At 41.0% G+C, this 21,183-nt stretch carries 20 protein-coding genes; 10 read left to right on the top strand and 10 right to left on the bottom strand.

The features are described from left to right. Positions 1–100: 100 nt before the first annotated feature. The 8 genes from HS960_RS18625 to trmD form a co-directional block, all read right to left on the bottom strand. On the bottom strand, positions 101–1,189 hold the full coding sequence (locus HS960_RS18625) for a DUF4374 domain-containing protein (protein ID WP_182330328.1): 1,089 nt from the start codon (positions 1,187–1,189) through the stop codon (positions 101–103). A 143-nt stretch (positions 1,190–1,332) separates the two neighbouring features. After that, positions 1,333–1,965, bottom strand: a complete 633-nt coding sequence (locus HS960_RS18620; protein ID WP_088160043.1) for a hypothetical protein — start codon at positions 1,963–1,965, stop codon at positions 1,333–1,335. 54 nt (positions 1,966–2,019) lie between these two features. Then, on the bottom strand, positions 2,020–2,535 hold the full coding sequence (locus HS960_RS18615; RefSeq protein WP_227550098.1) for an RNA polymerase sigma-70 factor: 516 nt from the start codon (positions 2,533–2,535) through the stop codon (positions 2,020–2,022). A gap of 66 nt (positions 2,536–2,601) precedes the next feature. Next, a complete protein-coding gene (gene trpC / locus HS960_RS18610) occupies positions 2,602–3,384 on the bottom strand; it encodes an indole-3-glycerol phosphate synthase TrpC (RefSeq protein WP_153844895.1) in 783 nt (260 codons plus the stop codon). A gap of 11 nt (positions 3,385–3,395) precedes the next feature. Continuing rightward, positions 3,396–3,971 (bottom strand): anthranilate synthase component II, encoded by a 576-nt coding sequence (locus HS960_RS18605; RefSeq protein WP_153844896.1) that lies wholly within the window; start codon positions 3,969–3,971, stop codon positions 3,396–3,398. Beyond that, positions 3,958–4,251 (bottom strand): isochorismate pyruvate-lyase, encoded by a 294-nt coding sequence (locus HS960_RS18600; protein WP_153844897.1) that lies wholly within the window; start codon positions 4,249–4,251, stop codon positions 3,958–3,960. The genes HS960_RS18605 and HS960_RS18600 overlap by 14 nt, the downstream gene beginning before the upstream one ends. Then, on the bottom strand, positions 4,248–5,651 hold the full coding sequence (locus HS960_RS18595) for an anthranilate synthase component I family protein (protein WP_153844898.1): 1,404 nt from the start codon (positions 5,649–5,651) through the stop codon (positions 4,248–4,250). The genes HS960_RS18600 and HS960_RS18595 overlap by 4 nt, the downstream gene beginning before the upstream one ends. 258 nt (positions 5,652–5,909) lie before the next feature. Further along, the gene (gene trmD / locus HS960_RS18590; RefSeq protein WP_088160046.1) at positions 5,910–6,587 is read right to left on the bottom strand and encodes a tRNA (guanosine(37)-N1)-methyltransferase TrmD; all 678 of its coding nucleotides are present in this window, start codon (positions 6,585–6,587) and stop codon (positions 5,910–5,912) included. A gap of 77 nt (positions 6,588–6,664) precedes the next feature. On the opposite strand from trmD, the gene HS960_RS18585 reads away from it, so the two are divergent. Next, positions 6,665–8,296 carry an ABC-F family ATP-binding cassette domain-containing protein gene (locus HS960_RS18585; protein ID WP_182330326.1) on the top strand — a complete coding sequence of 544 codons (1,632 nt, stop codon included), beginning with the start codon at positions 6,665–6,667 and terminating at the stop codon, positions 8,294–8,296. A 123-nt stretch (positions 8,297–8,419) separates the two neighbouring features. On the opposite strand, the gene gndA is transcribed toward HS960_RS18585, so the two are convergent. Further along, positions 8,420–9,835 carry an NADP-dependent phosphogluconate dehydrogenase gene (gndA, locus tag HS960_RS18580; protein WP_182330324.1) on the bottom strand — a complete coding sequence of 472 codons (1,416 nt, stop codon included), beginning with the start codon at positions 9,833–9,835 and terminating at the stop codon, positions 8,420–8,422. Next, complete coding sequence (locus HS960_RS18575) at positions 9,822–10,004, bottom strand: hypothetical protein (protein WP_182330322.1); 183 nt, start codon at positions 10,002–10,004, stop codon at positions 9,822–9,824. The genes gndA and HS960_RS18575 overlap by 14 nt, the downstream gene beginning before the upstream one ends. An 11-nt stretch (positions 10,005–10,015) precedes the next feature. On the opposite strand from HS960_RS18575, the gene HS960_RS18570 reads away from it, so the two are divergent. The 9 genes from HS960_RS18570 to HS960_RS18530 all read left to right on the top strand — a co-directional run bounded on the left by HS960_RS18570 (position 10,016) and on the right by HS960_RS18530 (position 21,135). Further along, positions 10,016–11,527, top strand: coding sequence for a gluconokinase (locus tag HS960_RS18570; protein ID WP_159731421.1), 1,512 nt, complete (start codon positions 10,016–10,018; stop codon positions 11,525–11,527). Between the two features lie 16 nt (positions 11,528–11,543). After that, on the top strand, positions 11,544–12,866 hold the full coding sequence (locus HS960_RS18565) for a gluconate:H+ symporter (RefSeq protein ID WP_153844902.1): 1,323 nt from the start codon (positions 11,544–11,546) through the stop codon (positions 12,864–12,866). 180 nt (positions 12,867–13,046) lie between these two features. Next, entirely contained in the window at positions 13,047–14,531 is a 1,485-nt protein-coding gene (locus tag HS960_RS18560; RefSeq protein ID WP_182330320.1) for a TPM domain-containing protein, read from the top strand. 162 nt (positions 14,532–14,693) lie between these two features. Further along, on the top strand, positions 14,694–15,296 hold the full coding sequence (locus tag HS960_RS18555; protein WP_075990835.1) for a CDP-alcohol phosphatidyltransferase family protein: 603 nt from the start codon (positions 14,694–14,696) through the stop codon (positions 15,294–15,296). After that, on the top strand, positions 15,289–16,119 hold the full coding sequence (locus HS960_RS18550) for a phosphatidate cytidylyltransferase (RefSeq protein ID WP_159731419.1): 831 nt from the start codon (positions 15,289–15,291) through the stop codon (positions 16,117–16,119). Before HS960_RS18555 ends, HS960_RS18550 begins: the two co-directional genes overlap by 8 nt. A 50-nt stretch (positions 16,120–16,169) precedes the next feature. Then, positions 16,170–17,198, top strand: a complete 1,029-nt coding sequence (locus HS960_RS18545; protein WP_159731417.1) for a patatin-like phospholipase family protein — start codon at positions 16,170–16,172, stop codon at positions 17,196–17,198. Further along, positions 17,195–17,950, top strand: a complete 756-nt coding sequence (locus HS960_RS18540) for an SDR family NAD(P)-dependent oxidoreductase (RefSeq protein ID WP_153844905.1) — start codon at positions 17,195–17,197, stop codon at positions 17,948–17,950. Before HS960_RS18545 ends, HS960_RS18540 begins: the two co-directional genes overlap by 4 nt. Continuing rightward, positions 17,932–19,368 carry a phosphatase PAP2 family protein gene (locus HS960_RS18535; RefSeq protein ID WP_159731415.1) on the top strand — a complete coding sequence of 479 codons (1,437 nt, stop codon included), beginning with the start codon at positions 17,932–17,934 and terminating at the stop codon, positions 19,366–19,368. Before HS960_RS18540 ends, HS960_RS18535 begins: the two co-directional genes overlap by 19 nt. A 63-nt stretch (positions 19,369–19,431) precedes the next feature. Beyond that, positions 19,432–21,135: a bifunctional alpha/beta hydrolase/class I SAM-dependent methyltransferase gene (locus HS960_RS18530; RefSeq protein WP_159731413.1), complete on the top strand. Its 1,704-nt coding sequence runs from the start codon at positions 19,432–19,434 to the stop codon at positions 21,133–21,135. Positions 21,136–21,183 lie beyond the last annotated feature (48 nt).

Genomic DNA, 21,183 nt, shown 5'->3' with positions numbered 1-21,183 from the left:
ATTAATTACACATAAAGAAGTTGCGTAACTCTAAATTTACCGAAGGTCCTAAGGTGAAAAAAAAGAATAATTTTTGTAATAGTCTGTTTTACAGATAGAATTAATTTAGTCGATCGATTCTTACAATGAAATCGGTCTCTCGATCTAATTGAAGCCCTGGGGTAATTTGACCTGATTTGATATCATAAACCCAAACCTGATGTTTGTCTAAGCTGTCATCAATGGTGATATATGCTTTACCATTTTCAACAAGTACAGATTCTTTACGGGTGCCTTTGTCAAATGGTAGGTTGAGTTTGCGTGTGGTTTTGGCACTGAGGTCAACAAGGAAATATTCAAATTGATAAGTAGAGTGGTGGTCGCTGAAATCGGTATAGCGATCTTTACGTTCGCTCCGTACAATTGCTTGATGATTTCCCAGGTACCACATACCATAAGCGTGGTTATGGGTCTGTGCTGTTAAATCAAAGAAATAATTCGGGTCAATTTGAGTTGATTTCTGACCAATTTTAAAGATAGCAGTTGGCTTTGAGGGAATATTTCCTAAGGCTATGCCTGGGCATGCCATAAAATAATAGTTTCCCTCTTCATCATTGAAACTATAAGATTGTACCGTATTGATCCCTCCGGGATAAGTGGATCGGGTATCTTTTTGAATTTCTTTTAATTGTAATGTCGTTTTATCGAATGTTGCTACATAGAGGGTGTCTATTGTGGTGAAGTCTGTTTCATTGATTATTTTATTGAAGGTATATCCAACGAGTAGCTGTTGCTGGTGTATGGTACTAAAGCCAACAGAAATAATATTGAAATCGGAAGCTGAGGAAGGTATGATTATTTCTTGTTGCTGAGCGACGTTAAAGTCATTGACAGCAACCTTAGTGTACCATAGGCGGCGATTGGTTTTGTTGTCTGATGTGAAAAGGAGTAAGGTGTCGTTGTTGAGCCAATTGATATTTTCAATATGTTGGTCAGGCATAGACAGCTGAGCAATTTCTTTTAGGCCTGTTTTTTCTAGTGTATATTTTCTAAATTTCCCTTCTCTGAGGAAATAAAATCTGCCATTTTTAACAATGATGCTGCGATCGAACTCTTGTGTTGGGATATCAACTCCACTTTGTCGAATCGTTAATTTTCCGCTATCAATGCTGTTGGTCGTGATGATGGTGTTTCCTAAATCCTTATCCATGGTATAGAAGCTATATTTGCCAGCTAAGTTTTTCTCAGCATGTTCTGATCGGCAACTTATCGTAAAGCTAAGAAGCAAGAGCGGTAAGAATAAGATAAGACGGCTTGTTAGCATGGTTCTATAGGATGGGGGATAGGGATCGATTAAATGATGTTAAATTGTAATTTAAGTTCGTGCTGTAATGTTGGTGCAAGAAAAGTTAGTTCGGATTTGGCAATGATAACCTGATTTCCATTTTTTTGCGGTTGCAGTACAAAATAGGTCTCGCCGATTTTTAGTTCTTTCTTTTTATCTCCCGAAAGGCTGAATGCAAAGTTCTTTTTGGGTATAAAGAGCATATTGCCTGTCGTTTTAATTTCCCCAGTATCGGTATTGATCTGAGCAGTCGCATTTTTGCCTAAAACTATTTTATAGTTATCCTGATTGATATATTTTAGGTTAGCATTCGTTCTGTTGTCGAATGTCGCATCAGTTTTTTCACTCATGTTAAACAGATGGAAGCCAATACTCAGTACGGCTAATAACGAAGCTGCAATGCCAAGGTATCTAAAATTGTATTTTTTTTGTTTAATTTTTATTGGTGCCTTGGATTGTTCAATATGCGCATTGATGTCGGCCCAGATATCGCTTTCTAATTTGTTTTTTTGAGCTGTAGAAATAGGCAATGGCTTAGTTTCGAAGGTGTCATCCAGCAACCATTGTTCGACCAACAGTCTTTCTGTTGGCGAGCATTGGCCTAAATGATATTTCTCTATTAACTTCTTGTCTATGTTCATCAGTATATTCAACTTGCTAACAAAAATACGAGATTTCTCTTTTTATGGATCAACTTACAATATATATTCTGTTAATTCTGTTTTTAATGTTTTAAGTGCCCGCGAAATATGGTATTCTACAGCTCTTTCAGAGATCACCAGTTCCTGGGCAATTTGCTTGTTGGTAAGTCCCTGTTCCCTGCTCATCCGAAATACTTTTCGACATTGGTTAGGCAGTGTGTTGACCAGGTGGGAAATTTTGTTTGCGAGTTCCTCAGCAATCAACGTATTGTCCGTATAGTGGGATTCGCTGGTGTTTGAAATATTGCTTAGGTGTTGTTGACGGGAGACCTTGTTGCGAATGTATTCAAAAGCTTTGAGTTTTACCGAGCGGATCAGATAACGTTCCACTTCTTTCAGTCGAAGCTCATTTCGTCTTTCCCAAAGTGATTTGAAAACATCTTGAACGATTTCTTTTGCATGCTCTTCATCTTGGATATTACTAAGACAGAAAGCAAACATACCTTCCCAATGACGAAGATATATTTGCTCAAAACTCTCTCGATCTATAATAAAAAAATCCGTTTCCAAAATACACTGACCTTAGCTTATACCTTGGCAAATATAATCTTATTTAGATTGATTTTAAATAACTTTCTATATTTCTTTTACAAAGTCTTTGATAGCTTGTCCAGGATCGGCTGTCTTCATGAAATTTTCACCAATTAAAAATCCCTGGAATCCGGCTTTTTTTAAGGCTTTAATTGTCGAAGGATCAGCTATACCGCTCTCAGATACTTTAATATATTCTGTTGGTATTTTGTTCAGGAGATCATAAGAATGCTGAATGTCGACTGAAAAATCTTTAAGGTTTCTATTATTGACACCAATTGCGTCAATGTCATCGAAAAGATTATCCAACAGTTCCTGTTCATTGTGTACCTCAAGTAAAACATTTAAACCCAATTGGTGTGCATAGGCTGCAAATTCCTGTATTTCCTCCTTTTTCAGACATGCTGCAATTAAAAGGATGATATCTGCTCCATAAGCTTTTGCTTCGGTGATCTGATATTTATCCACGATGAATTCTTTTCTTAAGATAGGAATGCTAATAGCCTTACGTGCTTTCGATAGATCTTCTAAATTGCCTTTGAAAAATTCACCATCAGTGAGAACCGAGACTGCCGAAGCACCTGCCTCCTCGTATGCCTTTACAACATCTTCCACTGCTGAAGTACTATTGATGTCTCCTTTTGATGGCGATGCTCTTTTGTATTCAGCTATAATTCCTGTTTTTTCAGGATCAAGAATAGATTCTCTCAACGATAGACAAGCCACACTGAAATAGGGATAGTTTAATAGCTCTTCCAAAGGAACTAAAGCTTTTGCTTTTTCTACTTCTATTTTTTTTCGTTCAATGATTTTATCAAGTATAGTCATTTTTTTAGATGTTAGATTCCCAACCAGTTTTCAATTAATTTTTTACCATTTGTGGTCAATACCGACTCTGGGTGGAACTGCATTCCCCTTACATCGTATTCGGTATGGGTTAAGGCCATAATGATGCCATTCTCGTCGATCGCCGTTACCTTGAGGCTAGCTGGTAGGCTGTCTTTGTTTACGGCCCAAGAATGGTAGCGTCCAATTTTGGAATCTTTTGGGAAGTCCCGAAACAATTTCTCTGACTCATCAACAACAGTAATATTTGTTGCTACGCCATGCAAAGGTTTTTCCATATTGAATAGTGTACCACCAAAGACTTCTGCAATAGCCTGTTGGCCTAAGCAAATACCCAATATACTTTTATGTGGGGCGTAGGTACGGATAACATCAAGTAATAATCCAGCTTCTTCTGGAATACCTGGGCCCGGCGAAAGAAGTATTTTATCGAAAGCATCAATATCTTCCAGTTTAAATTTATCATTTCTCCATACAACATATTCTTGATCTAATTCCTGTAACAAATGGACCAAGTTGTAGGTGAACGAATCGTAGTTGTCTATAACGACTATTTTATTGTTGCTCATAACCTTTTGCTATAAAATCTTGATTAATATAATTTTCAATTTCCTGGAATATGGACTGAATAAATACGATTGGCAAATGAAATCTTTTTGCCAGTAGGACATAATTACTGTCCAGGTTCCGTATAATATTCTGCTCTCCGTTTTGCTCATCGTTTAAAGACTTGCCTTTGCCAATATAGGTTTTTCGTAATGCCAATAGCTCAACGATGCGGTTGTCAATGGTGTCTACCGAATCATGGATATGTTGCTTGTTGACACAGTATTCCAATGGTCTGATCATAATGTTTCTGCTAATTGTAATGCTTTTCGTAGCGCAGCAATTTTGTTATTTACTTCTTGTAGCTCCATTTCAGGGTCTGAATCTAGTACGATACCGCCACCGGCCTGATAATGTAAGGTGTTTTGCTTACTTAGGAAGGAACGAATCATAATGGCATGATTAAAATCTCCGTTAAAACCCATAAATCCAATTGCACCCGAATAAAATGAGCGTTGTAATCCTTCATAACGATCAATCAATGTCAACGCCATATGTTTTGGAGCACCTGAAAGCGTACCCGCTGGATATGTATCACCTACGATGTCAAATGGGTTGATATTATCTTTTAATGTGCCCGTTACTTTGGAGACCAAGTGGATAATATGCGAGTAATATTGTGGTTCCATGTAGGACTCAACTTTAACTTGGGTGCAATGTCTACTTAAGTCATTGCGGGCAAGATCGACGAGCATAACATGTTCTGAAGTTTCTTTAGGGTCTTCTTTGAGCTTGGTGGCTATTTTTTGATCTTCCTCCATGTTGCCTGTCCGTTTGAATGTTCCTGCAATAGGGAAAATTGTCGCTTGTTTCCCGTGGATACGCAATTGAGCCTCAGGCGATGATCCGAAAAGTTTAAAGTCACCATAATCAAAATAGAAAAGATAGGGCGAAGGGTTGATGGAGCGGAGCGCACGATAGACATTAAATTCATCCCCGGAGAACGGTGTCTTAAAGCCTCTGGATGGAACGATCTGGAATACATCACCACGTTGTATATGCTCTTTCATCTTTTTGACCAACTGACGGTGTTCTTCATCGGTACGATTGGAGCTTTCCTCACCGGCTAGTTTGAAGGTATATTCGGGAAAGTTTTTGTTCTGAATAAGGAACTGCATTCTTTCAAGTTCTGATTCTTCGTCATCCAGCAGATGTTCAAAAATATAGAGTTGATTACGGAAGTGGTCGATGGCAATGACATATTTGTAAACATGATATTGCATAAACGGTATTTTCCGTGCTGGATCTACCATTGTTGTTAGTTTGATGTCTTCAAAGTGTTCAATACAATCGAAGGTGAAGTAACCAAATAGGCCATTGGAGATCAAGTTAAGTTCAGCAATTGTATGATCTTCGAAGGAATTTCTAAAATCGGAAACTTCTTGACGTAATTCGATTTCGTGCGCATTTTTTACGATACGTTCTCTACCCGGATAAGTGAGCGTCAGCTCTTTCTCATCGAGCTGGATCCCAGCGATTGGTTGACAACAGATGTAACTTATGTTGTTGTCGCGACTATGGTAGTCGGAACTTTCCAGTAACAATGAGTTTGGAAAGATATCTCTTAGGCGAAGATAGATGCTCACTGGTGTAGTTGTATCCGCAAGCAACTTTCTGGTTTGTGTTTTGAATGTATACTTCATTTTTTGTGTCTTATCTTCTTGTTGTAAATTTTGCATAAAAAAACCCCGATACTGGTCAGCATCGGGGTTGGAATTTCCATAAATGGTTTTGGTTGATTATGAAATATTATGACAATACCAATTAGTTCCCGATGCTTATTGCTTCAGGCCACCACCAATTTGTATTTGTATATCTTCGTGTCATTATTACACAAATTTATAAAAAAAAATAAATAAGCAAACTTTTTGTGATAAAAAAACAAAAATTCACCTTATTTCTTAATCATTTAATAAATCAGGACGTCTTTCTTGCGTTCTTTTTAACTGTTGTTCATCTTTCCATGCAGCGATTTTTGCCTCATGACCACTGAGGAGAATATCAGGTACTTTGTGGCCTTTCCAGTCTGCAGGGCGTGTATAGATAGGCGCGTCAAGTAATCCATCCTGAAAAGAATCTGAAAGCGCGGATGTTTCATCCGACAAAACTCCGGGAATCAGACGGATAACAGCATCTGTAACAATCGCAGCCGGAAGCTCTCCTCCGGACAATACATAATCACCGACCGAAATCTCCTTTGTTACGTAAATATCACGGATACGTTGATCTATTCCCTTGTAATGCCCACAGAGAATCATCATATTTCCTTTTGTAGATAATCCGTTCGCAATATCCTGATTGAATGTTTCCCCGTCGGGAGTCATGTAAATGATCTCATCGTATTCCCGTTCAGCTTGCAATTGCTCAATACACTTGGCAAAGGGTTCGATTTGAAGGACCATGCCCGATCCGCCTCCATAGGGATAATCATCGACACTTTTGTGTTTATTTGTTGAATAGTCTCTTAAATTGTGGACATAAATTTCAGCCAAGCCTTTATTCTTTGCTCGTTGTAAAATAGAGTGTGCAAATGGACTTTCCAAGAGGTCAGGTAAGACCGTAATAATATCAAAACGCATGTGGCAAAGATACACAAAAATGCACCATTTATAAGATTGATTCGCTTATCTTTGTGCCAAAATTAAGTGTATATACAGTGATTGACGTAAATAATATTTCTGTTTCCTTTGGGGGAACGACTCTTTTTTCAGATGTATCATTTTCCATTAATGAGAATGATAAGATCGCATTGATGGGTAAAAACGGTGCCGGCAAATCTACCTTACTAAAAATTATCGCTGGAGTGGGTAAACCTACTGCAGGTAATGTTGCTGGTCCAAAAGATGCGATTATCGCCTATTTACCGCAGCATTTGCTAACGGAGGATAACGTGACCGTTTTTGAAGAAACATCAAAGGCTTTCGAAGAAGTCTATGGGATGCGTGATGAACTGGAGAACCTGAATGAGCAATTAAATATCCGCACAGACTATGAGTCTGACGATTATATGCAATTGATCGAACGTGTATCCGAATTAAGTGAAAAGTTCTATTCGATTGAGGAAGTTAACTATGATGCAGAGGTTGAAAAGGTATTGAAGGGGCTGGGTTTTGAGCGTTCGGATTTTACAAGACAGACTTCTGAGTTTTCCGGTGGCTGGCGGATGCGTATCGAATTAGCTAAAATATTATTGAAAAAGCCTGATTTGATTTTATTGGATGAGCCAACCAACCACATGGATATCGAGAGTATTCAATGGCTGGAAGATTTCTTGGTCAATTCGGCTAAAGCAGTTATTGTTATTTCGCACGATAGGACATTTGTGGACAATATCACCAATCGGACCATCGAAGTGACGATGGGACGCATTTATGACTATCGTGCCAAGTACAGTCATTACTTGGAGTTACGTCAGGAGCGTCGCCAGCATCAGCTAAAAGCGTACGAAGAGCAACAACGCTTTATTGCGGACAATCAGGAGTTTATCGATCGTTTCAGAGGTACCTATTCTAAAACATTGCAGGTGCAATCGCGTGTAAAGATGTTGGAGAAATTGGAAATCATTGAGATCGACGAGGTAGATACTTCCGCACTGCGTCTTAAATTTCCACCATCCCCGCGCTCGGGTCAATATCCTGTTATCGTTGAGGATCTAACGAAGGTTTATGATGAACACGTTGTTTTTCAAAAAGCAAATATGGTCATCGAACGTGGTGAAAAGGTCGCTTTTGTCGGGAAGAACGGTGAGGGTAAATCGACCATGATTAAAGCAATTATGGGTGAGATCGATTTTGAGGGTACCTTGAAAGTCGGCCACAATGCAAAAATTGGGTACTTTGCACAAAATCAGGCCGCATTGCTTGATGGAGAGATGACCGTTTTTGATACCATTGATCAAATCGCTGTAGGTGAAGTGCGTGTTAAAATGAAAGATCTTTTAGGAGCCTTTATGTTTAGTGGCGATGATACAACTAAAAAGGTGAAAGTGCTGTCCGGAGGAGAAAGAACACGTCTGGCGATGATAAAATTGTTGTTGGAACCGGTAAATGTATTAATTCTCGATGAGCCGACAAACCATTTGGACATGAAGACAAAGGACATTATCAAAGATGCTTTGAAAGATTTCGATGGTACGCTGATCCTTGTTTCGCACGACCGTGACTTCTTGGATGGTTTGGCTGAGAAAGTCTTTGAATTCGGAAATAAACGCGTACGCGAACATTTTGAGGATATTAAAGGTTTCTTGGAATACAAGAAGATGAGTAGCTTGAAGGATATTGAACGTTAGCATCTAAATAGACGTAGTATAAACCCCGATAGGGGGCTCAGTTATAAAAAGCGGCTTTTTTATATAAAAGCCGCTTTTTTGCGTTTTTAATTAAGATTAATCGAATCTTCAAGCTTTTTTTCCTTAATCCCAAAGTGTGTGAAAGATACCTTCCCGATCAATACGTTCATAGGTATGTGCACCAAAATAGTCTCGTTGTGCTTGTATAATATTTGTAGGTAATTTTTCCGATCGATAGGCATCAAAATAAGAGAGTGCGTTTACGTATCCGGATACGGGTATCCCATTTGCGATAGCATCTTTCAATACCTCGCGAAGGCTGGCCTGTGTACTCAGCAACTTTTGTGCAATGGTGCTATCGAGTAGGATATTGCGCAAGTCCGGATTAGCCGCATAGGCTTTTCTAAAATCCTCGAGCAAAGCCGCGCGAATAATGCAGCCGCCTCGCCAGACTTTGGTTACCACCTGTAAATCTAACTCATAGCTATAGCTTTCCGATGCAACAGTAAGCTGTGCCAAACCTTGCGCATAGGTCGTGATGATCACAAAGTACAATGCATTTTTTAAGCGAGAAATGAGTGTTGCTGCGGGGAGATCAACCGCTTGTCCATCCCATTGAAGTAATTTTGCTGCCTCCAAACGTTCGGGTTTGTATTTGGACATATCGCGCATATTGACCGCTGCATCAATCACCGGGACTGGCACCTGTAGATCCATCGCATTTTGCGAAGTCCATTTACCCGTTCCTTTTGATCTTGCCCAATCTGAAATCAGGTCCACCAAATACTGGTCACCTTCTTTTTTCTTCAGAATCTGAGCGGTAATCTCAAGCAAGAACGAGTTTAGTTCGCCCTTGTTCCATTCTTCGAAGGTCTGCTGTATAGTTTGGGTGTCAAAACCATATAATCTTTTCATCAGGTCATAGGTCTCTGCAATTAACTGCATGATACCATATTCGATACCGTTATGCACCATCTTTACATAATTTCCGGCCGACCCGTTGCCTAAAAATTCCACACAGGGCTCGCCGATTACCTTGGCCGAAACCGCCTCAAATATTGGTCTTAGTCTTTCGTATGCCTTTTTGTCGCCACCGGGCATCAAGCTTGGCCCGCGACGAGCGCCACTTTCTCCTCCCGATATGCCCATTCCGAAGAAATGTATACCCAAAACGGAAAGCTCATTAAACCTTCTGTCTGTATCCGCGAAGTACGTGTTTCCGCCGTCGATGATTATATCTCCTTTATTCAAAAGCGGAACAAGACTGGCAATTGCCATATCTACCGGCTTTCCGGCCGGCACCAATAGCATAATTGCTCTGGGTTGTTGCAAAGCCCCGATAAACTCTTCTACTTGGGTCGTCACTTTGATGCGATGTCCTTCGCTTGCTTCAGCTTCCAATGACTCCGCTTTCTGTGGATCCAGGTCTAGTCCTGCTACTGCGAAACCGTTGTCGGCGATGTTCAGCAATAAATTACGTCCCATTACGCCGAGTCCAACTATTCCAAAATCGTAGTTATTCTTTTTATCTATACTCATCGTTTAATACCGTTTTTCTAAGTTGAAATTTACCATTTTTGTTGATACTATGAAAGACAATTATCAGCAGATCGGTATGCGGCGCTTTTCTCGCTCCAATTAGTTTGCTGGTATTGAGCCTTTTGTTGTAAACCAACAGATAATCCGTATATTGAGCTCTCCTAAACATCAATTTTATTTATGATCATTGGATTAGACATTGGGACATCATCTGCGAAAGCTGTTGCATTTGACTACGAAGGTAACATCTTATCCCAGCATAGTGTACCTTATCCTATATTAAACCCGTCGGAAGGCTGGTACGAGCAAGATCCGGAGATTGTTTATGCTGCATGTATTGAGGCTGTTCGGTATGTAATGATTAGCTTAAGGCAATCTCGTGCTGAGCTACCGAAACCCGTATGTATTTCGGTGAGCAGTGCTATGCACGGACTGATCGCTGTTGACTCGGCGGGGCAGCCACTTAGCAATTGCATTATATGGGCAGATCGCAGAAGCGAGAATATTGCGGTTGCCTTGGAGGCAAGTGAGGTGGGCAGGCTGCTTTATCAGCAGACGGGTACACCAATACATCCCATGTCTTTGCTTTGCAAATTAATGTGGATAAAGTCCAACGATCAAAAATTATTTGCTCAGTCGCACAAGTTTATCGGTATCAAAGAATTTCTTTTTTACCGGCTCTTTGGAGTTTACATAGTCGATCATTCCATCGCATCTGCAACAGGGCTTTTCGACATACATCACCTAACATGGTCTGATCAGGCGTTAAGCTTGGCGGGTATATCGGAAGAGCAACTAGCATCTCCAGTTCCGGTCGATTATATTTTAAATATGCCTAGCCGAGAAATTGCGGCCTTGATGCACATCCCTGAAGATACCCCTTTTGTTATAGGTGGTAGCGATGGTTGTTTGGCTAATCTCGGGGTAGGGGCTATAAGTCCTGGAGTGGCTTCGGTAACAGTCGGTACCAGTGGGGCTATTCGCGTAGCAAGTTCGCAGGCAAATCAAGAAAAAAAACAAAGACTATTTACATATCTACTTAGACCAAATGAATATATAATTGGTGGTGCGGTTAACAATGGCGGTGTATTACGCAACTGGTTTCGAGACAACTTTTTGTGCGAATTTACCCAAATGGAAGCAGATGGAGATCCTTCTGCGTCGTTAAATGCTTTGGTCGACTCCGTCGTTCCCGGGGCGGAGGGCTTGATATTCTTGCCCTATCTAACTGGTGAACGGGCACCACATTGGAATTCCAATGCAAAAGGTGTTTATTTTGGAATACAGTTGCATCATGGCAGGGCGCACTTTGCACGTGCCATGATGGAAGGGATGTTGTTTGCAATTTACAGTGTAGGAATCGCATTAGAGGAGAACACCGGTCCCATTCATACGATCTTTGCAAGCGGCGGCTTAGCGCGTTCATCGTTGTTGGTGCAGATGCTTGCAGACATTTTCAATAAACCTGTATTTACCAAAAATACAGTAGAAAGCTCTGCATGGGGAGCAGCATTGATAGGCTTGGAAGCATTAGGTATACAGGGAGGTGAGCCTACTATAAAAAACAAACAAACGGAAGGAAAGCAAGATACCGAGCACTGTTATAAACCGAGTGCGGAGAATCACGCTGTATATATTAAAAACTTCCAGAAATTTGAACACCTGTACCATATATTGGAAGGTGATTTTTAACTAGATATAAATTATTATGCCTCTAATCATCGTTATTTTGGGAGTAGCTTTACTACTTCTTTTAGTCACTGTCGTCAGGTTAAACACGATCTTTTCATTACTGATAACCTCCGTTGCGGTTGGTTTTGCGATGAATATGAGTGCCGTCGATATCCTTAAATCTGTTGAAACTGGAGTGAGTACCACTATGGGCCAGTTGGCACTATTGTTGGCTTTCGGGGCTCTACTGGGGAAATTGATGGCGGAGGGTGGTGCTGCAGAAAAGATTACAAAGGTACTAACGGCTGTATTTGGCAAAAAGAACTTACCTTGGGCAATGGTTCTCACGGGCTTTTTAGTAGGAATTCCCTTATTTTACAATGTCGGTTTTATTGTCTTAGTACCATTCGTTTTCATGGTATGTGCTTCCAATAAAATGCCCTTGCTTTACGTCGCCATTCCGTTGCTGGCAGCGCTGTCCGTGACACACGGTTATTTGCCTCCACATCCGGGAGCTACGGCCATAGCGCTTACCTACAAAGCGGATATAGGTTTAACAATGGCGTATGGCATTATTGTGGCAATTCCTGCCATAATTATCGGTGGACCGCTCTTTGGCAGGATGCTTAAGCGTATTCCGACCAACCCGCCCACTGAGTTTTTTCCTGAACACAATCAAGCAGATCGAAAAGAGCTTCCCGGATTTGCAATTAGTATATTTACGGGGCTTTTTCCAATAATTTTAATTGCTTTTGGTTCATTTTCCCATCTAATATTTTCAGAAAGCTCCTCTTGGCTGAAGGCACTACGTTTCTTGGGTGACCCGGTGGTGGCTTTAATGATTGCATCGCTAATGGCGATGTACACAATGGGTATCCGCCAAGGCAAAAGTTTGCGGGAGCAGTCAGCAAGTGTGGAAGAAGCAATCCGCGGGATAATGATGATCCTTTTTATCATTGCAGCATCAGGCGCTTTCAAGCAAATTTTGGTAGATAGTGGTGTAGCGAATTACATCGCTGACCTAACCGCAGACCTGAGCTTGTCGCCTCTTGTGCTTGCATGGTTAATAGCCGGTATCATTCGCCTAGTTATCGGTTCGGCTAGTGTTGCTGGGCTCACGGCAGCGGGCATTATGCTTCCCATTGTGCGGGCAGGAGAGGTTACTCCTGAATTAATGGTGCTAGCGACGGGAGCGGGTAGTCTCATGTTCTCACACGTCAACGATCCGGGGTTTTGGATGTTTAAATCTTATTTTGGAGTGAGCATGAAGGATACGTTTCGCTCATGGACGGTGATGGAAACGCTCGTTTCTGTTATTGGATTGATCGGTGTCTTGATTTTACACTGGCTTGGTCATTGACAGCGAATGGGAAAGTTTCATATTGCTAGGATACATTAATAGGACAGAGCGTCTTAAACGAATATTGAATTATATAGGCCCATAATCGGTTGATTATGGGCTTTTTTTTGATGAAAACCTTTGTTTGATTTTTTTTTCTTAATATCGTGACAATGAGCCAAATTTTGTTGTTCTAAAACTATGCAGAGATTACATCGTTTTTATATTTTTTTATTGATTTGGGTAGGAAGCTGCCTCCCCGGGCTGTCAGCTTTCGGGCAATTTATCGCCTATACCGTCGACAATTTGCCAAGCCCGAAATTACAGGGACAGGATTATTTTGTCTCCAATCCGGATGGAATCCTATCCTCGAGTACAGTGGCCGAATTAGATGGCTTATCGACGCAGATTGAGGCTGCTACAAAAGGTGAATTTGCCATCGTTGTTGTGAATGATTATGTTGGCGACAGTGATTTCGAATTTGCCTTAAAATTATTCAATACCTGGGGTATCGGTAAGAAGGAAAGTAACAATGGGCTTTTGTTGTTTATTGCTAAAGACCGACATGAATACCGTTTTATTACAGGGTATGGTATGGAAAGTATTTTGCCCGATGCCTATTTAAAACGTATTGGCGAAAAATATCTCGTACCCAATTTTAGGAATGAAGATTACGACCGCGGTGTTAAGGAGGCCGCAGAATTTATTAAGACAATACTTACCTCACCGGATAGTAAGGCCGAGCTGGAACGCTTGATGCCAGAGGCAACGCCGGTCTGGAGCTTTAAAAGTCCTATTCTGCGAAATTCACTGTTGGTTTTAGGTTTATTTGCGATCTGTTATATCTGGTTGGGCGAGGTGACGCGAGCGATCAAAGGAAAGTTGACCAAAAAAAGTAAATATTTTCCGCCTTTAGTCAGTGGATGCGGCTGTATGGGGATATTAATGTTTATCTCGGTGTTTATCTGTGCATTTGCCCTCAATAATTTTGAGAAGGTCTATCAGTGGAAAAATCTACCTTATTTTATAGTTGTTTTTGGTAGTATTACCCTGGCCATGAAATACAATGCAAGCCGCACGCAAATTGTTAATTCCTATCAGGATGAGGAAAATATTCAAAAGGCCCTACGTAAATTTCGCGTCTGGGGTTTGGTTCCGCTATTACTGAGTCCATTGGCACTATTTGATCTCATTGGATTAAATAAACGCATTCGGAAGAATCAACTTCGATTGGTTCCTCCAGATCAATCTGGTCGCTGGTTGCGCATGAATAAGGATGATGTATCTACCCGTGAAAGTGCGTACCTGGATAAGGGGCAGCTTTTGGAGGAAAAAATTGGTAGCCGTTCGTACGAAATCTGGATAGATCAGGAGACCAATGAAACAAAGCTGGTTCCCTGGGACGAGAATGTTGGGTTCAGTGAATGTCCTGCATGTCATTATCGAACTTTTGAGACTGGACGTACCAAGACGATACGTGCAGCAACTTATAGTTCGCAGGGATTGGAGGAACGCTTTGACTTATGTAAGAATTGTGGACATCGGGTATCTCATGGTGAACACTCGACTCCAGTTAAAGTGCGTTCAACATCGAGTAGCTCTGGTGGAGGATCTAGTAGTAGTGGTCGCGGTGGAAGCTTTGGTGGCGGATCTTCTGGCGGGGGTGGTGCCGGTGGACGATGGTAATCCATAATTTAGGGCAAAAAAAAGGTTTCCAAACGGGGAGAATGAAAACCTTAAATAACCAATTATAAACCTAAATTATGATGACACAAATATAGTGTATATATTACACTATGCAAATTTTTTTTTAAAAAAAATGAAAAAATAAATTACAGCTAGCGCGAGATGATTTCTGTTTATAAATTAAAACCAAAATTTCAGCAGTTGCTGATGCCGATCTTGAACTTTTTGCATCGAAAAAAGGTAACGGCAAACCAGATTACGATCGGATCTATTGTATTGTCTTTGATCATTGCTTTACTGTTTTGGTATGCTGATCGCTTCCCGATTTTCTTTTTGGCCCTGCCAATCGGATTGTTATTACGAATGGCTTTGAATGCCTTAGATGGCATGATGGCACGACTTTTTAATCAGACTAGCAAGACGGGCGAAGTCTTGAACGAAGTCGGAGATATTGTTTCGGATGTCGTGCTATTTTTTCCTTTGTTGAAGTTTCATCCGGAAAGCATATATCTGATCGTCGCTTTTATCGTATTAAGTGTTGTGAATGAGTTTTGTGGATTGATCGGGAAGGTGATTGCCAATGATCGTCGTTACGATGGACCGATGGGTAAAAGTGATCGTGCTTTGCTGTTGGGGGTATATGGAATTTTAGCATTATTGCATATTTCAATGGTTACTGTTTCAGGTTATATTTTTGGTGTTTTGTGCTTACTCTTACTTTTGAGTTCGGTAACTCGATTGAGAAAGGCTTTGGCACATGGCTGATGCCAACGGCAAATTCGCAGATGTTCCTGTTCGTGTTAGAAGCTGGGGATATATTGTCTTGGTACTGGCGGTTGCCTTCGTTCCTGCAACACTATCACCCTTGTTTGTCGCCTGGATAACCTTTCAGGGGATGCGCGAGTTTGCTCGTATGTTTATCCCTGAATGTAAGACGCATCCATTGGTGTTTCTTTGCATGGCATTGTTGCAAGCGTTGCTCCTATACTTTTGTTCCTATCGAGCATATCTATTGTTGGCTAGCTTCTTGTGTTTGGGGACTGCCTTGTTTTTCAAGTATGGTTTAAAGGTTAAGAAGAGAGCTGTATTCGGGCTGTTTTTGGGCGCGGTAGCTTGTTTGCTTGCATTTAGTCATTTAGCTTTTATCCGATCCATTAAAATGGATGGCAACGCGTTCCTAGGACTAAAATTAATCGGATATATTGTTGTGCTAACGGAACTGAATGATGTCTTTCAATACCTGATGGGTAAGTTTTTTGGCAAACGTAAAATCGTTCCGCGTATTAGTCCAAATAAGACAATTGCGGGATGTGTGGGCGGTATCAGCTTAACAATTATACTGAGTAATTTATTGGGCTATTTCTTACTGCCATTTCAGAATTTTCTATACTTTTCGTTGTTCGGTTTGTTTTTCGGTATTTTGGGATTCTGGGGAGATGTCCTTTTTTCCTATCTGAAAAGAAAGACAGGAGTGAAAGATACTGGGACATTAATTCCTGGGCATGGTGGATTATTGGATCGTATCGATAGTCTGATCTTCAATGCGCCACTGTTTTATGTTTTGATTATCCTGTTGTTGGGGAATTAATAGAATTTGATGAATGTGGTAGTGAGAAGGCTAACTAAAATTTCAATCTGATGGCTTATCAACGTGCAGTTTTATTTTCGGGGGGCGGAACTCGGTTCAGTCTATATCTTGGTATGTATGCTGCGTTAGATGAGCTGGGCTTAAAACCAGATCTCCTTATCGCAAGCTGTGGTGGTTCAATGGCAGTGGCTGTTATACAGGCCTTTGATACACATGAAGCTCGCAAGTCCTATCTGCAATCAGACGAGTTTTATCAGTTTTTCCTGCATCATCGGCTTACAGAACAGCGTCGTTTGGGGAGGCTGGGCGTGTATGTTTTGAAAAAACAGTTTAACAGAAAACGGGCGCCCTTTATTGAGGATGTTTTTAATCGCTATCTTGTCCATATGGAACAGGATCTTTCCTCACTATTGCCTACATTGGATAGACCATTCTCAGCAGAAACTCCAGCACTTGTGGTTGGCGCTAGAGTGCTGTTCAGTCCGTCTGAAGTTGGGCAGCGGCGTGGGGATCGGAAACTCTATCAAAAGATGTTGATGGGAACTCAGGATGTATTGGCAAACGTGCCGGTTGAGACAATAGGAATTTTGGATGATAATTACAAGCATAGTGCAGTGGCTAAAGCTGTTCATTTGAGCGCTGAGTTTTCTATGCTACAGGCGGCCCGTATTTCGATGTCCGATATGTTTTATATTGAACCTGTATGCTCCAATAAAACCTATTATACGGGTGGAGCAATTGATCTTGTTCCAATGGAGCTAGCAAAGGCGCTTGCTCAAAACATCATATGTGAGCGAAAACAACCTTATAAACCACAAGAAGAAGCGTTGGTTCGGGCGGTATTGGGCTTTAGCGGAAATAAACGATTAACAGATTTGGAACAGCAGTTTCCGTATGCACATTGGATTGATACACAGGATGCCGCGGAACAATTAGCTGGGAAATACTGTAAAAAAGGAATTGATTGGTCTAAATTTGAAGTTACGCTGTCTTTCCCGATTGATCAACAAGAATTTGCTGAAGCGATGGAAGCGCAATGGAACTATGGCTATGAGGTGACATTAAATTCATTGAAATGAAAGTATTTATTGCCGGTGGTACAAGTGGAATAGGCCTTGCTTTGGCCAAGCGTTATCTTGAGCAAGGAGCGGAGGTAGCGGTATGTGGGCGTGATTTGACGAAAATGTCGGCATATTCCTGGGGACATAGCATCAGAAGTTTTGAAGTCGATGTATATCAATTGAGCAGCCTGCAAAATGCGGTCAGTTCATTTTGTGCACATATGCCTTTAGATCTCTTTATCAATTGTACAGGGAGTTACGCGGATGACGTTGCTCAACAAATAAGCTATCAGGAGGCGGTGGCTATGCTCCAGGTCAATATGATGGGCACTTTAAATTGTTTTGAAGCGGCAAGAACTGCTATGCAAAGTCAGTCGGAAGGACAAATTGCAATCGTTGCATCAGTTTCGGGAACGCTTCATTTTCCCAATTCAAGCCTATATAGTAAGACAAAGCGTGCTGCAATCCAAGTGGCTGACGCGTATCGTAGGGCACTCCATCCGTATGGAATTGCGGTTACTGTTATTGCTCCGGGCTATGTTGATACGGATAAACTGAGAGCGCTCAATAAGCAAGATTTGTCTAAAAAGCCATTCTTAATCCCTGTAGACGATGCAGCAGAGCGTATAATGACAGCTATCGAACAGAAGAAGAAGCAAGTCGTTTTTCCGAAGCGTATGAAGTGGTTGATGGCATCTCTGGGACTACTTCCAAATATTGTGTTGAATAAAATTATGTCAAGGAAGGCCAAATGGATGAAAAACGACTGAAAAATAGGGGGCTGCAATTTGCTGTTTTCCTTTATTGTGCGCTATTTTTCCAGTTGACTTATTCTGCTGCTGCGGTCCATGCTGCAAATCAGGCTACTGTATCTTCGTTTGTGTTTCCTTTTGAACACTTTATGCCGTTCGTTTCTTGGATGATTATCCCCTACATGAGTAGCGGTTTGTTCTTCGCTTTGGTTCCTTTCTGTTGTCGAAGTCGAGAAGAGCTTTGGGTCTATACGAAGCGTTTCAGTTTCATTACAATCGTCTCTATTTGTTGTTTTTTTATTTTTCCCTTGCGATTTTCTTTTGATAGGCCTAGCGTTGAGCATCCTGTTTTTAAATTCTTCTTCACCTTTTTGAATAAGCATGACTCTCCATTTAATCAAGCACCTTCGCTGCATGTGGCGTATGCATGTCTGTTTTGGTCTGTGCTCGGTAGGCCGCTAAAAGGCTGGACACGCTGGGTAGTGGGGATTTGGCTGCTATTCATGGGGATTGCTACACTCACCGTTTATCAGCACCATCTGGTGGATGTGTTGACAGCGTTGATTCTGGCTCATGTTGGATTTGTCCTATTCCCATCTCCATCGGAATTGCTTCATGACAGCGCTTTATCGAGGCTAAAGGCGGGGGATTTGCCCTTTTTGGCCGGTACCGAAAAGATGAAATTAGACGAAAAGGGGAAATTAGACTTGGAGGCCGAGGTTTGTCGTAGAAACCATGGAATTGGCAACGTTTACTACGCTATCGGCTGGTGTTTACTGTTACTGGCATTATGGGGTGGGACTCATGCATTTGGATTATATCTTTTGTGTTGGCCATCCTTAGTCTGTATTGCGGTAGGAAGAAATTATGTTATCAATAATCCAAAGTTTCTGAAAAATGAAAAAGGTTGGATACCCTGCTTTAAGAAATTGTTTTATAGCCCATACCAATGGATTTATTGGTTGTTGTGGCGATTCGTAAGACGTCGTAATAATCCGCCATTGCTTGAGATTTTACCACGTTGTTATGTAGGCCCGAGGACGACAACCGGAGAGCTCCGTGTGCTTGGTCTGAATAAGCATCTGGTTGTTTTTGACCTGGCTGCAGAATTGGAAGAAATAGCGATCCTACATGTACAGGAAAACTATCATTCATTTCCATTGTTGGATATAGCGGCAATTACGCTGGCTGATGCCGAAAGGATATTGGCTGCGCTTGTCATCAGTTATCAGCAATTGAAGCGAGGTGAAAATATGATTATACATTGTACAATGGGCTACAACAGGAGTATGATTTTTGCTGTTCTATTGTCACAAAAAATATTATCTTTAGATTTAATGGATGCTATAGATTTGGTTAAATCTCATAATAAGCATCTTGTATTGCATAGACATACACTTAAGTTGATGGAGGTGCTGGTCGAGAGAAATAGCTAGACAGTCATTTGCATGATCTTTGTTGTTAACTATACTATTTGATATTAGTCAATAAAATTATACATGAAATCAGGTTACTTCAAGAGTTTTGATCAAGGGGAGTTATTATATCGCGTTTGGAATTATCAGGCCGGACAGCGGACATTGATCGTACTGCACCGTGGGCATGAGCATTCGGAACGTCTGCAGGAGATGGCTACGGATCCACAGTTTGCCGATCATTCAATCTTTGCATTTGATTTGCGCGGACATGGCTATACGAAAGAACCAGTTTCAGCGATCTTTATGGATTATGTACGGGATCTAGATAGTTTCGTTCATTATATAGGCCGAGAATATTTGGTTGATTCGAAAGACATTTTCGTTATCGCCAATAGTATTGCAGGAGTTATTGTCAGTGCCTGGGTACATGATTTTGCTCCTAAAGTCGCTGGTATTGCATTGTTGGCACCTGCATTTGAAATTAAATTATATGTGCCCTTGGCAAATCAGATGATTGCTTTGGGAACAAAGCTAAAAAAAGATCTGATTATCCAGAGTTATGTCAAATCTAAAGTGTTGACTCACGATATCGATCAGCAGAAGGCTTACGATGCCGATCCTTTGATATCCAAATCTATCAATGGCGCTTTGTTGGTTGATCTATTAAAAGCTGGCGAGCGTATCGTTGAAGACGCTGCGGCGATTGATATTCCTGTGATTGTCCTTTCTGCTGAAAAAGATTATGTGGTCAAAAATTCGGTACAGAAAAAATTCTTTGTGACAATTGCTTCAAAGTTGAAGACCTTTATTACATTACGTAATTTCTACCATGGGATTCTATTTGAAACAAACCGGCAGAAAGTTTACCAGTATCTGCGAAACTTTATCGACAAGGCCTATGCCCGACAAAGTCCTGAGTTGACGCTTGAACCCGATGAGTTTTCGGTGAAAGAGTATGAACAATTATACCATAAGTTACTTCCTGCGGGTGAAAAATTGAATTATGCGGTCCAAAAATGGGCATTGGGTAAAATAGGTTCCTTAAGTAAAGGAATGAATTTAGGCCTGCAGTTTGGATTTGATTCTGGGATATCGCTGGACTACGTCTATCGCAATGAATCGCAGGGTAAAAATCGCTTTGGGCGTATCCTCGACCGTGGTTATCTGGAGGCCATCGGCTGGAAAGGAATTCGCATTCGAAAACAACACTTGTTACAGTTGCTGGAAGAGCATATAACGAAAGTTAAAGCTGCTGGAAAAACCGTTAAAATATTGGACATTGCGGGTGGGACCGGAAATTACTTATTTGATATTAAAGAAAAATATCCCGAAGCCGAAATCGTGATTAATGAATTCCTGTTGTCAAATATTGCGGTAGGAGAGAAGATTATCCGTAGAAACGGATTGCAGGGAATACGATTTACCAACTACGATTGTTTTGATACAGCTACCTATTCCAAACTGGAATTTGAGCCTAACATTGTTATTATCTCAGGTATTTTTGAACTTTTTGGTGACAATGAAATGGCAAGTAGGGCTTTAAAAGGTGCAACTTCGATTTGTGAAGAAAGCAGTCATTTGGTTTATACTGGACAGCCATGGCATCCACAGTTAAAGATGATTGCTTACGTGTTAAACAGTCATCAGAAAAAAGACTGGGTGATGCGCCGTCGTTCGCAGAAAGAATTAGACCGTCTGATGGCCTACAATGGAGTCGTTAAGGAACGTATGCTAATCGACGACTTTGGCATATTTACAGTCTCTTCGGGCCTGGTAAATAAGTAGTCCGCAATCGCTATTTCTAGAAAAGCACTGTTGTGCGTCTATTTAGGA

Origin of the sequence: Sphingobacterium paramultivorum (assembly GCF_014109745.1) — a bacterium.
In the GTDB taxonomy this organism is placed as follows: domain Bacteria; phylum Bacteroidota; class Bacteroidia; order Sphingobacteriales; family Sphingobacteriaceae; genus Sphingobacterium; species Sphingobacterium paramultivorum.
The sequence above is the reverse complement of the archived record's forward strand: the minus strand, read 5'-3'. Positions and strand labels throughout refer to the sequence as shown.